9 protein-coding genes are annotated in these 12,775 nt (G+C 64.5%); 3 read left to right on the forward strand and 6 right to left on the reverse strand.

The window, feature by feature from the left end:
• Positions 1–452: 452 nt before the first annotated feature.
• Positions 453–1,346, forward strand: coding sequence for a hypothetical protein (locus tag ACX1D1_RS15980; protein WP_459056664.1), 894 nt, complete (start codon positions 453–455; stop codon positions 1,344–1,346).
• 612 nt (positions 1,347–1,958) lie between these two features.
• Here the strand turns inward: ACX1D1_RS15980 and ACX1D1_RS15985 are convergent.
• The 5 genes from ACX1D1_RS15985 to ACX1D1_RS16005 all read right to left on the reverse strand — a co-directional run bounded on the left by ACX1D1_RS15985 (position 1,959) and on the right by ACX1D1_RS16005 (position 9,059).
• On the reverse strand, positions 1,959–4,220 hold the full coding sequence (locus ACX1D1_RS15985) for a hypothetical protein (protein WP_459056665.1): 2,262 nt from the start codon (positions 4,218–4,220) through the stop codon (positions 1,959–1,961).
• Between the two features lie 68 nt (positions 4,221–4,288).
• Positions 4,289–6,697, reverse strand: coding sequence for an RCC1 domain-containing protein (locus ACX1D1_RS15990; protein WP_459056666.1), 2,409 nt, complete (start codon positions 6,695–6,697; stop codon positions 4,289–4,291).
• A 396-nt stretch (positions 6,698–7,093) separates the two neighbouring features.
• On the reverse strand, positions 7,094–7,441 hold the full coding sequence (locus ACX1D1_RS15995) for a hypothetical protein (protein ID WP_459056667.1): 348 nt from the start codon (positions 7,439–7,441) through the stop codon (positions 7,094–7,096).
• A 468-nt stretch (positions 7,442–7,909) separates the two neighbouring features.
• A complete protein-coding gene (locus ACX1D1_RS16000) occupies positions 7,910–8,320 on the reverse strand; it encodes a hypothetical protein (RefSeq protein WP_459056668.1) in 411 nt (136 codons plus the stop codon).
• A gap of 106 nt (positions 8,321–8,426) precedes the next feature.
• Positions 8,427–9,059, reverse strand: a complete 633-nt coding sequence (locus ACX1D1_RS16005; RefSeq protein ID WP_459056669.1) for a hypothetical protein — start codon at positions 9,057–9,059, stop codon at positions 8,427–8,429.
• 210 nt (positions 9,060–9,269) lie between these two features.
• Here ACX1D1_RS16005 and ACX1D1_RS16010 point away from each other — a divergent pair, with 210 nt between their 5' ends.
• The gene (locus tag ACX1D1_RS16010; protein WP_459056670.1) at positions 9,270–10,280 is read left to right on the forward strand and encodes a coiled-coil domain-containing protein; all 1,011 of its coding nucleotides are present in this window, start codon (positions 9,270–9,272) and stop codon (positions 10,278–10,280) included.
• Positions 10,281–10,302: 22 nt separating this feature from the next.
• Here ACX1D1_RS16010 and ACX1D1_RS16015 read toward each other — a convergent pair whose 3' ends face one another.
• Positions 10,303–11,304 (reverse strand): hypothetical protein, encoded by a 1,002-nt coding sequence (locus ACX1D1_RS16015; protein ID WP_459056671.1) that lies wholly within the window; start codon positions 11,302–11,304, stop codon positions 10,303–10,305.
• Positions 11,305–11,343: 39 nt separating this feature from the next.
• Between ACX1D1_RS16015 and ACX1D1_RS16020 the strand changes: the two genes are divergently transcribed.
• On the forward strand, positions 11,344–12,744 hold the full coding sequence (locus ACX1D1_RS16020) for an RNA polymerase sigma factor (RefSeq protein WP_459056672.1): 1,401 nt from the start codon (positions 11,344–11,346) through the stop codon (positions 12,742–12,744).
• Positions 12,745–12,775: the final 31 nt, after the last annotated feature.

Genomic DNA, 12,775 nt, shown 5'->3' on the forward strand with positions numbered 1-12,775 from the left:
CGTCGCCTAGTTCATGAGCCACGACCGCCGCGGCCCAAGTTCCGCGATGGGGAGCCTGCGTGTGGGCAGGGTCAGACTGATTCGTGACGGACTCGGGTCGTTACCCGCGGGTGGCGAGTAGCATCCGTGTCGTTACTACTACCCGTCGGGGGCGGGGCCGGGTGCTGCACATTGAAGCTGGCGTGCACCGGGGTGAGGGAGGCGCGATGTCCGAACGTAAAGATGGAGACTGGGAAGAGTTCCTTCGCTGGAAATCCGAGCAGCAACACAACGCTGAAGCCGCACCCGGCACGTCTGGCCAGTCCGTGGGAGAGCCGACTAGTGAGCCTAGACCCGTGGATTATGCGCCGCCTCACAGCCAAAGGCCTATACAACCGAGCCCCGCTGCAGACACATCGCTGCCCGGCGGCGCAAAGACAAGGTGGTTGACCCCAGCCGCCATCGTCCTGAGCGTGTTGCTGCTCGCAGTCGGAGGTGGGGTCTGGGTTGTTCACAGTCAGAGAGAGCAGGCCCAGGCAATCGAAGCGGTGGAGGCATCCATCCTGACCATCGGAGCTGTCACAGTCCAAGACGCAGACGTGATCGCATCTGCGAATGAAGCGTACGAAGCCCTAGATCCTGACTTGGCGACGAGGGTGACGAACGCCAGCGTGCTCGGCGACGCTATCGACGAACTGAGGCTTCAACTGGAGGACGTCTCGGCCGTCCAGGAAGCTATAGACAGGGTGGTCACTAGCTCCAACTGCTCCAATGTGCTCTTCGCCGTACCGAAGTATGAACGGCTGGATGATGCCCAGAAGGACATGCTCCGAGGCGCAGATTCGGTCCTCGACGCGGCGGCTAAGTGCGAGGAGGAGTCAGATGCCGTGGCGGTCTCGGAGCCAAGCGGGCAGCCGCCGCAGACGTCGACGGGTGTGCTCCTGGCGAGGGCAGAAGAGGCGGAGCGCAAGCGGAATCTGCTTCGGCTCGAGGGGGAATGGTGGGAGGGGCCAGAAGAGACGTCCGCTGGGCAGTGTGAGCACTGGATCTACCCAGACTTCACCAATCTGTCGGAAGATTCCATGCAATACGTGGAGTTCAGTGTGAGCCTTCTCGACGAGGCTGGTGTCGTCCAGAAAGACGTCAACGATGTTCAGGAGCACACACTCCGGGTCGTCGGACCGATCGGTCCTGGCGCACGCTATCGCCAAGCTGGTAGCGGATTCGCGTTCACTTACGATTGCCTTGAGTTATCCGGCCTTCGACTGAACTCTGTCATCATTCAATGGGCGAGCGGTTCGCGCGACACAATCGGTGATGGAAACGTGAGATGCGCCAAGTCGTGGGGCGGGGACTGCGAGGGGTAACCAGACCGAAGTAGCGCGTGCGGGTGTATGGCTTGCGCGTTCGATACGCCCATGCACGCTGCCCCAAGCCAATGTGACCGGCTAGTCGAGGGACCGCTAGTCTCTGCTTGTGGATTCTTCACAGTCGACCCGATCTCCGCTCCGGAGACCGGGATTCTGGGTCGCTGGGGCTGTCATCGGTGCCGTCGTCCTTGGCAATGCCACCGCATTTCCCGCTGGCCGATACGAGTGCTCGTGGAGCGGGGCACGACCGAGTGATGAGCTCGCAGGGGACCTTGTGGTGACAGTCGGAACCTGGCCAGGGACGTATCCGTTGAAGGCCAGGATCCACACGTTGGCGGGCCCTGTCACCATCGACTACTGGACTCATGTCCACTCTGCGTGGGCACGAGAGCTCCATGCCACCATTCCGATCGGATCTCACGACTACCAGGCGCTCTGTGAGTTGATGTGAGCCGTCCGGAGCGTTTCCACCGCCTTGGGGTGCGTACTCGAATGGTCGCCCCGGCTGATCGGCGAAACGGCCGAGATCTCGGCTTTCGTCATTGACCGATAACCTTGATTATGTCAGTTCAGGCGAGACGAAATGTGTTGAGTGCACCACGGTGCCTGTCAACCTGAGAACTCCCACACAGCGCTCTCCCCCACAGAGTTGGCGTAGGTCAGCCGCGCGGACCGCTCGGTGCGGGTGGCTGGGAAGTCGAGGAATCCTGAGGCGCAGTCGCCAACGTTGAGCCGAGCCTCGGCCGGGTAGGGGGTGTATTGGGTACTGGGTTGAGCCTGGAGTGTTCGTCCTTCGGTGGTGACCAGCTTCCAAGGGTTGGGAGAGACTCGTGTGGTGCCGTCGTCGTCGGGGTCGGCCGGCTTCAACAGGCAGACTTCGACATCGAAAGTGGGTCGAACTGCATATTCCACCGACTCGGGCTTCAGTTCCACGGTGAAGTGGTCGAAGACGACCTTTCCCGAGACGCCGTAGATCACGACATGCTTGGGCTGATTAGAAGCCTCAGACCCTGCCGGGTTTGGCTTGGGGACACTGCCCGGGGTGCTTGATGTCCCCAATGAGGCTAGGAGCGCAGTGGCGACTCGTCGCGCCTCGTCGCTCGCTCCTCGGCGCAGCCCGAGTTCCTGTCCGGACGCGTAGTACGAGGATATGAGTTCCCCGCGGCGAACGATCAGAGACTCGCTGCCCCATGGCTGGAGATCTGAATCTTGAACGACATAGGTACCTACCGCCTCATCCCAAGGTCCGACCGGGCGGTCGGTTGTGGCGGTTGTCTCGGCGTAGGGCCCAACGCCGCTCGTGCATGCTGTTGCAGCGTTCGCGACACCGCTCATGTACTGTTTCGCGGCTTCGTCATCGGGGAAGACAATAACCGCCTCAGCGACGTAGTGCTCGTCGCCCTCCTCTCCGTAGCCGCCTCCACTCTCACCGGCGCGGCTTGCCACTCGACGCTCGTATCCCCGTAGCGGGAGCGGCTGTCCCCAGCACACCTTGAACGGCTCGAGACGGCCGTTGTCGGTTGCTTCCCTGTTGACCACGATCCACCGGAAGTCGGCGGGAAACGCCCCAACTGGACTGGCTTCGTCGGCGTCGCTCGTGACGTGCATCAGGACCTCGTTCGACTGGGTGAGCTCTCCGATGATCCCCCAGACCTGAGTGACCAAGAGGCCGATGAGGGACGTGATGATCCCCACCGCCACGCCCACCACAGCACCCGCGGCGCCACCCACGATGGCTCCGAAGAGGGTCCCAGAGCAAGCGAGAACGGTGTTGCCGATCGCCCCCAGCCGACCACTGATGTCAAGGGATCCTTCGATCACTCCAGCCAGGCATTCCCCGGCGTGCCGAATCGCATCGGCGTTTTCCGCCTTCGTCAGCGCTGCGTCTAGCCAAGTTGCCGGGGTCTGGCCTGATGCCATTGCAGCCGCTGTGTCAATGGCTGCGACGAGTACCGCGATCAGTCCAAGGCCAGGATCCACCCGCGCCCCCGTCCACGCATCTTCCATCCCGGCGGTCAGCTCTATCGACGCGTTCCCGCCGGGGACGAGCACTGTTTCTGCTCGGAAGTCATTCTCGTGGGCTGAGTTGTAGGCGAGGAGCGTCAATATTGATGCCAAGTCCGGCGCGGGCTCCCCCGCGCGACCGGTGCCGTGGCCGCTTTGAGGGCGGTACCTCCAAACAAAAGGCGAGTCGCTGTAGATGGATGTGACCACCTTTCCTTCAGATCCATCGACGCAAGCGAACACGCCACCCTTCGCGGAGACGTTGAAAGTCCTGCCGCCAACATGTGCTGGCTCTCCGACGCAGGCGGGCTTCGGAAATCCGACCTTCAGAAACTGTCTGACGTGGTCAACGAACCACTTGCCGATCTCGTCACCCCAGCCGAACCATCCTCCGCTGAAGTGTGGGAGCCTCACTGAGGCTGTGTTCCCGGTGACGGTGACGGGCAGGCCTTCCCATGCCCCCGTGTCGCTGCGCTGGGTCACGAAGAAGAGCGTCTCGAAGTTTCGAGTAATACCTGAGAGGTCCAGTTCCACCGTCACCGGAACAAGTGGTTGGGATCCATCCTCGAACGCGACATCAAAGGCCGCCTCAAGCTCGACACCCTGGACTTCCTTGAGCGGGTCGTCCTTACGCGCCTCAAGGCGCACCTCGGTCCCATCCGGTGCCACACCGGAAGGCCCGGTTATCGTCACGCGGTCAAGGTCGACCACGAAGCCATCATGCTTCACGGTCGCCTCCGGCCCAGCCACGCGTAGTGGACCCACGGAACACCCCTGCGTGACCAGCGCAACTACCGCTACTACCGCAAGCAACCAACGACAGTGATGCCTCAAGACTCCCACGTTCCGCCCCCTCTCGACGGTCACGGCACCGACACTAGACAACCTAGACCGAATCTGAGACCGCGGGTGCCAGCGGCTCGGTGGGAGGTGGTTCAGGGTTCGCGGGCCACTTTGATGACGAGTCTCCCGTCGTCGTCCAGCCCCTCAAAGCTGATCGTCACGTTGAACCAGCGCAGCAGGACCGCACCAGGATTGGGACTGCTGTTCCGTGTGACGACCGCCAGGCTGCCCGAGTAGTTGATGGCGTTCTTCGGGACGATCTGCCTTGTGTTGGCGTCTGGGTCGAGGCGGAGTTCAACTGATCCTCCTCTGGCTGAGAGATAGAAGACGTCCTCACCCTCCCCTTTCCCCAGGGGGAGGACGAGGAGTTTCGTGCCGTCGCCAGTCAGGTTCGCGAGATGGAACTCGGCCGTCCCAGGGGCAACCTCTGCTGTTTCGACCTCGTCCTTGGATAGCAACCCCAACTGGTTCAGCTCTGGCGCCGTGAAGGTGTCTGTCTGGGTGTAGGCCATGACTGACGACGAGTCTTGGGTATCGACGAACTCGCAGCCGGCGAGCGTCACGGGATCTTCACAGGAGACCTCTCCTGCGTGCTTCAGTCCACGATCGTGTCCGTACTCGTGAACGATCACGTGCACCAGATCCGCCGCACTCGCCAGGGCTGACCATCCGACGACCGGCATCGTCTCAGCAGTGTCGTATCCTCCGATCGGCGATTCGTCGTTGCGGCACATCGCGACCTGCGCGATCACCACGTTGATGGCGCTCTCAACCTGCTGCGGCGTGGCCGCGTCCTCGATGAGCTGCGGGTTCTCGTAGTAGTCGCTGCACTTCTCGGAGGATGTCAGCGGTGTGGTCGCGATCGACACCTGCACCCGCGTGTCGAGCCTGCCCCAGGTGCTTCCCTGGATCCCGACGCGGATTGCGTCCAATAGCGTCGTGTCGCTGGCCATGAGTTGCTCGGCGATGGCTGCCTGGTTCGCCTGTACGACCGGGTCCACTCCGCTGGTGACGTCGGCATCTGACTTCAGGATGATCAGATTGAGCCTGGCTGTCTGGGGTGTGGAGGCTGACGGGCTGGGCCACCGGACATCGACGACGGGGACCCCAGTGGTCTCTGTGGCCACCCCGCCCAGCTGGTCGGCACCGTTCTGGCCCCAGCATCGGACCGCGCCCTCGACGCTGAGCGCGCAGGTGTGCCCACTCCCGACGGTGACCGCGACTGCCCGCAGCCCCACCCCGGCCACACTGAGCGGTGCTCCACTTCGAGTAATCCCGGAGCGTAGGACACCGGAGTCGTCGAAAGTGGGAAGGGCGCTCTGCCCCAGCTGGCCCCCAGTGTTTTCCCCCCAGCAGCTCACCTCGCCGGAGGTCGCCCAAGCGCAGGTGTGCTGGCCCTGGCCAGCCGTCACCCCGACCATCGGCGTATCGAGCCCGACCACATCCAACGGCACGTCGCTGAACGCGACGCCCGCCACGAGGCGCCCGTTCCAGTCATGGCGCGGCACGGCCCCGACCCCCAATTCGCCGAAGGTGTTGGCGCCCCAGCACTTGACGCCGCCGGCAGTCATCACTGCGCAGGTGTGAGTGTTGCCGGCCGACACAGACGCTGCCCCAGAGCCGAGGCCCACGACTTCCGACGGAGTCACCCTGCCCCGATCGAGGCCGTCGTCCGCAGGCTCCTGCCCGTCCTCGGTGGCACCCTCGTCAAGAGTGAGAGGCGTTCCGTCGCCCAACTGGCCGGATGCATTGTCACCCCAACACTTGACGTCGCCACCATCCGTCACCGCACACGTGTAGCCCGAGCCGGCCGACAGCCCAACCACACCCGTGGACAGACCCGTCACCGCCACTGGAACGGTGCGGTCGACCCTGGTCCCGTCTCCGAGCTGGCCGCTGGCGTTCAACCCCCAACATTTCACGGCGCCGGTGCTGGTGAGAGCGCACGTGTGGCCACCCCCCGCCGAGACCGCCGCCACACCAGTGCCCAGGCCGATCACCCCGACCGGCACGACGCTGTCGAGCCTGGTGTCATCACCGAGTTGGCCGTTGCCGTTCCTGCCCCAGCACTTCACCCCACCCTCCGACGTGACGGCGCAGGTGTGAGCACCCCCGCTCGAGACCCCCAGCACTCCGGAACCCAGACCCGCCACTTCCACGGGTTCCACGTAAGGCGAGCGGATGCCCGCACCGAGTTGCGCGGCCGAGTTCTCGCCCCAGCACACGACCTGACCGGCCGGTCGCACCACACAAGTCGTGACTCCCCCACTGGACAAGCGCGGACCAACGACGCTGGCGACGGCCCCCGATGAGCCTGGCGACGACACCGAGCCCGGCGTCGAACTCGCCCCTTGCCCCGGCCCGCTGTAGTCGATTCCACACCCCCCGGTACCTACGACGAGAGCAATGAGGACCGCAAGCGCCTGCTGCCGACACCCAGCGGCGCCTTCCCGGAACGCATGCCTCACCAGGCCACCCCCTCGACCGGACCAGCGGGGCACCTCAGTAAGTCCCGCAGCGGTCTTCTATTCCGCACACTATGGCAAGCGACAGCTCGCGAGGTTCGTCTTTCGAAAGATCTCCCTCGCGTGACCCCATAACCGCGCCGCCGGGTGAGTAGTCGACATGGTGACTCTTCGAGCTCCTCGCGCAACGTCGCGTTATTGCCGAGCCTTTCAAGACCTGTCGCTCGTCGTCGCATGCCGAATGATCAAACGATCAGCTACCGCTGTGCGGTATCGACATGAAACCCTGAGGGGAACCGATATGTCGAAGGTGCCTCTCGCTTTTACGGACATGTCACTTTCACAAGCAACATCATCCGCAGCCAGAGGCACCTTCCACGTCATCCCGTTACGGACCAGGGGGCACCCGTCAATGAGAGCGAGGGGCTCTAGCTAGCGGTAGCAGCGCCAGGCGTCCCAACTGTCGCTGACTCGGCCGGAGTAGGCGTTGCTGCTCCACCAGTAGGGCTTGGGGTACTGCTGGCGGCAGGCGAGGTTCATGTCGACGCTGACCAGCACACCGTTGATCTTGGCGCAGCGCCAACCGTCCCATCGGTTGTTGATGTTGACGGCCTTGCTAGCGACGTAGGGGTTCCCCGACGGCACGTTGACTTGGCAGTAGCGCGCGACGCTGACCCCTCCCAAGAGGGTTGCTGCCGACGCAGGTGGTGCGGCTACGGCGCTAGTCAACAGCAATGCCGCGGTTGCGATCGCAACCTTCTTGAATGCAACTCGGATCATCTCTACAAATCCCCCTTCAGTGATGCGGCAAGACCCCCCTGCCCCATGGTCCCTACAGATATCACTTCGACTCATCACGGGAGGATCGGGACAAAAAACTTTAGCTAGTTGGCTAGACCTATGGCTGCCCTATCCATGGTGTTCTCGCAAGAGGGCTACAGACAGATAGGCCATGGCCCATTCAGCTCAGGACAACGTCCATGAGAAGCTGGCCTAGCCACGCTGAAGCGGTGACCCAGTAGGGAAGTATCCACTGGTTCGCGGCTTGGGCGACCGGCATGAGCCATCCGCCGAAGATTCCAAACAGCAGGAGCGCAGCCATCCCCGTCGTGGCGCTGTGACCTCGCGATCGAGTCATTTCATCTCTTCTCTGTCGATTCCCACGGTGTGCCGCGAGCCGCGGAACCCAGGTAGTCCCGCAGACTGGGACTATACCCGTTCTAGGCGTCCTAGTCCAGCAGTCCGGGACTATGGTCGGTTGGGTTCCTCCTCTGCATCAACGGCGCCTGCCTGAACCGCGCTGTCCACGACTGCGTTGAGGTTGATGGTTACTCCAGGGAGCTGAAAGCTGTCGGGGTGAGTTCCGAATGCTGTCCGGAAGAGGGAGATGCGTCGATAGATCGCTGAGCGGCTCATCCCCAGTTGAGACTGCAGCCCCTCGAAACCACCGCAGGTATGCCACGCGATCCAGAAGCCGATGGAGTCGAAGGTCGCGCCGCGCGCCAATGGCGTGATGATCGGAGACAACGGCTTGGCGAGAGCCTTGGAGATGGGGAGCCCCACGGCCGAGACGTAGCCGTCCCATGCTTGCTGCAGACGCCCTCGTGCGATTCCTTCGCCGTCGGGTGACGGGCTTCGCTGCTGACGATAATCCGGCACGTGTGCCACCTCCTAGTCCCAGGTAGACAGACTAGTGCCCTCGCGTCTCCGCAGCGCGCTAGAGACCTCGCCGAGGAGAATCGGGGATGTTCTGCGACGCCGCCAACTACTCGACAGGTACGGCGAGATAGCGGAACCGGCCGCGCGTTCCGGGCAGCTCGGAGTAGTCCCGCCAGGCCAGCGTGTACATGCCCGCCAGGTCGATGGGTGTGGTGCGGCTAGCGCTTGTCCCTGGTCCGGTTCTCGGGCCCCAGGCGCGCGCGCCGGTGAGAGTCAGCCCGTCGTGGAGACGAAACGCGTCTGCATTCGTGACGCGATCGTGTGTCGGGGCTCGCCAGTACGAAGGGTCGTTGGCGAGAACGAGCACGAGGCCGGCCTTCGCGTATCCAGCGGCCATGAGCTTCTCGACGCGGGCGATGTCCTTGACGCAGTCGTAACCGCGAATGTCCTGGGCTGACTGCCGCAGCAGGGCGAACTGTTCCCCATCGACTTCGCCCTCCCACTTGTCGGTGAGGTACTTCAACTCGATCGCGAGGGACCCGCCGTCGGTCGGATCAGTGACAAGTAGATCGAGGTGGGTGCCCTTCACCGGCCGGGTCTCCAGCCGCACACGAAGGCCGGGATGCGCCACGTGGATCGCCCACGCCAGCGCCTGCTGGAAATCGGCTTCGGAGTGGAAGACGGGACGCTCCCCCGCGAGGCCGGGCAGTAGCGCGATCACATCATCGGCACGGAACATAGACCCTTCCTACACCCGTACCGGCCTCCAAGCGCACAAACCGGGGTCGATGCCGCCTGGGGGCGCATCGTTCCACCCGGGTCGCCAAGTGCCAGCTCCGGTCGGCAACGCCGGGCAGGGTACGCCGGCCAGGCATCGTCCTTCCTCACTCCGGCTTTAGTTACGTTGCGTTACGTCATTACGTTACGTGCCGCGTGGTATGGTGACGTTATGACGCAGCAGACTGATCAGCGGATGTGCCGCTTCCCGGGGTGTGAGCAGTCGGCGGTGCCGTCCGATGGCACGGGCCGTCCGCCGGAGTATTGCGACGACCCTGGTCACACTCGGGCGGCTGCGTGGCGTGCGCGGCAGAAGTTGGCGGAGGGGCCTCGACAGGTTGAGGCGTATCCGGTCGACGCGGCGCGGCAGCGGGCGAGCATGATCACCGGCCAGGTCACGGGGATGATCGAGCACCTGGGCCAGCAGCTCAGCGTCCTGGTCGACGAGCTCCGCACCGTCGGGGACCCGGAAGTCGTCGAAGCGCAGCTCGAAGCGGTCTCCAGCGAGGCCGCCGAGCAGGTCGCCAGCGCCAACGCCCGCGCCACCCGGGCCGAACAGACCCAGCGACGCGCCGAAGCGGAGAAGGCCGAAGCGGACGCCGCCGCCACCGAGGCCACAGTGGCTCTCGAGCAGCTCACAGCCACCCTCGACCAGGTACGCCTCGACCTCACGGAGACGACCCGGGCCCGTGACCAGCTGTCCGGTGACCTCGCCGCTTTGCGTGCCGCGATGGACGCCGAGCAGGAAGCAGCCCGGGAGGTCCAGGCCCAGTTACGCAGCGACCTTGCGGCTGCCCAGGCCGAATTGCGGCACACCGTCGAGCAGCGCGACGCTGCCATCGTCCGCGCCGACGAGACGCAACGCGCTCTCATGGCGGCCGAGTCACGCGTCGAGTCGGTGACCGCTGAGGCGGAGACCCTCCGGTCAACGGTGGGTGAGCTGCACGGTGTGGTGGCGGGGTTGACTGCGGAACGTGACGCTGCGCGCGGGGAAGCGCAGCGCGAACGTGTCCATTCCGACCAGCGCGTGGCGGACCTCCAGGTCGCGTTCGAGGCGCAGCTCAGTCATCGCCAGGCCGAGATCAATCAGGCCAGGGAAGAGGCGCAGGCTCATCTTGAGCGAGCCATCCGCGCGGAAGCACGCGGGACCGCGTCCAAACGTCGTCAGGGTCCTTCGACCTGAGAAGCGGCCTGACCGAGCCGAGTCATCGCCACTGTTCGTCGATGGGCTGAACGCCGTTGGCCGCGGCCCGGTGGAGATCGCGGGCTGCGAAGAACAGGCGGCGCCGGGCCTCGTCGGTCCTGTCTGTCACCAGCGCGGTCCACAGGGCGGTCATCTGGGGGTGCTGGACCAACGCGCACCGCCACGGGTCGAACACCCACACGCTGGATCCGCGAGCTTGGGTGTGTTCGACATGGAAGAGCCGTCGGGCATTGCCTGCGTCATCGGGGCGGGCCAGCTTGCCGGCCACGATTTCGCCCAGTCGCATGACGAAGCAGACCGCTGCCAGGTCGATGAGCGAACTCTCCTGCCATGGCAGCGTCTCCTCTTCGATGAGTAGTGAGGCGGCCTTGGCTGCGGCAGCCACCGTCGCCACATTTCCCTGCCGTCGAACACGGATGCCGTCCGGGGCGCCGCGGCGGATCTCGTCCGGGAGGGTGTCCCACGTGGAGTAGGTGATCGACCCGGAGTGGGTTGCCAGGTAGCCGTCGCCGTCTGTCAACCGCACCTCGGTGAGGGTGTCCCACTTCGGCAGGAGGGCATCGGGGAGGCGGGCGCCGAGCAGCGCGGCCATCCTGTTGGCGGTGGTCTTGGCTTTGACGATGCCGCGCAGCGTCTGGGCCCGCACAGCCAACTCCCTCGCGTGGGTCACCAGGTCTGTCGCGGAGGTGGTGGTGGGGTCGACGAAGGCGGAGAGGCCGGTGACGAGCATGCTGCCCCCGAGGCCGGGGATGTCGCGGAAGTCGTCACTGGTGGCGAACCCTGCTTCGATGAGCGCCGATCGCCGCCCGGGATGCAGACGTGTCGGCACCGCCAGCCACGGCCGGTCGGACTGAGGGTCATGACCATGACCGGGCTGTACTCCGGTGGCGATCCACCCGGGGACACCGCCCATCCGCCAGTAGTTGCCGAGGCGGTCAGCCCCGGCCAACTTCAGCAGCTCCCCCAAGGGGTCGGTGATTCGCCAATCCTTCAGTGGAAACATGTCCCGCTCCATCATCTGGCTCCATTTCGATCCGTCTACTTGTTTCGACGCACGGGCACCGGGATTGTTAACGAACATCTAGATTCATGGAGCATGGGGGGCACGGACGAGACCGACGGTGACCCGTTTGCGCGCTGGTCAGCCGATGCGCATCGGATCGCCGCGCGACTCATCATGGATCGTGGGCTGGCCGAGGATTTGGCGCAGAGTGCCCTCAAAAGGCTGTGGGGACTCGAGGAGGTTCCCAGGAACGTTCCGGCGTGGTTGACCACCACCATCCGCAACCTCGCGATCGACCGTCACCGCCGCGACCTGTTGCGTCCAGGAATCCCCGATGACGGGTTGGCTGACATGGCGGCATCGAGGACCGTTTCCGGTGGCGTTGTTGAGCGCGCCTACATCCAGCAGGTGTTGGACGCTCTCCCCCACCAGCACCGCGATGCGCTGCTGCTGTCAGCTGCAGGGTTCACCAACGCCGAGATCGCCGAGGAACTGGGGCTCGCTTCCGCGGCCAGCGTCGCCGCGATCCTGTCACGGCTGCGCCGGCACCTCCGCGAGGAACGCGACCAGGCCGCGACAAGCCACACCCCCTCCCCCGGGCCCCGTCCCAGGGCCGCTGTAGCGTCAAGGAATCATCACCCCGGCAACGAGGCAGGAGTATCAATGAACCAGGTTCCCGTCGAGGTAGCGGAGCGGATCCGCCAAGCACCCGTGGATGATCACTTCGTGATCCCCGGTGCGACACCGGTGCCCTTCTTCGGGAACCAACCCGGTGCCCGTGTCGCGACGGTGGGCATCAACCCCAGCAGCCGCGAACTCCTCACCGACCAGGGTGTCGAACTCGACGGTCCCCGCCGACGTTTCGAGACCCGACAGAGCCTCGGCCTGTCGGACCCAGCCGCTGAGTTGAGCGACGACCAGGTCGCGGCGGTCTATCAACGCTGCCTGGACTACTTCAACGACACCAACGTCGCCTACTGGACCTGGTTCAAGCAGCTCGAGTCGATCATCGGCCCACTCACCAGCGCCAGTTACCTTGATGGAACCGCCTGCCACCTCGATCTGGTTCAGTGGCCCACCAAGCCAGTCTGGAACGGCATCACGGACGTGCGAGTGCGGGAGGCGTTGGCCGAAAGAGACCTCGAGTTCCTCCTGGGACAGCTGAGCGCGCCACAGCTGGAGATCGCCTACCTCAACGGCTCACAGGTCCACAAGGTCCTCAGCACCCTGATCCCCCTCGAAACGAGGAAGGCAACCTTCCGCGAGGGGATGACCCGCACGTTCTACCGCGGGCGATACGGACACACCGCCATCGTCGGATGCTCAGCCTTCATCCAGAACGCACACATCCGAACAGAGGAAAGGCCCGGCTTCGTCGCATGGATCGTCGCCGAATGCCGCAAGGACCTGCGCGGCCTCGGGAGAGAAACCGACGCGTGAGCCGCGGCCAACCAGCGGCAACACGCACGTC

Source organism: Tessaracoccus luoxuelianae (assembly GCF_054483915.1).

Bases quoted from the DNA above. Each gene is read 5' to 3' on its own strand.
- ACX1D1_RS16005 (WP_459056669.1), bottom strand. From the start codon at position 9,059: ATGTTCCGTGCCGATGATGTGATCGCGCTACTGCCCGGCCTCGCGGGG.
- ACX1D1_RS15995 (WP_459056667.1), bottom strand. From the start codon at position 7,441: ATGATCCGAGTTGCATTCAAGAAGGTTGCGATCGCAACCGCGGCATTG.
- ACX1D1_RS16010 (WP_459056670.1), top strand. From the start codon at position 9,270: ATGACGCAGCAGACTGATCAGCGGATGTGCCGCTTCCCGGGGTGTGAG.
- ACX1D1_RS16015 (WP_459056671.1), bottom strand. From the start codon at position 11,304: ATGTTTCCACTGAAGGATTGGCGAATCACCGACCCCTTGGGGGAGCTG.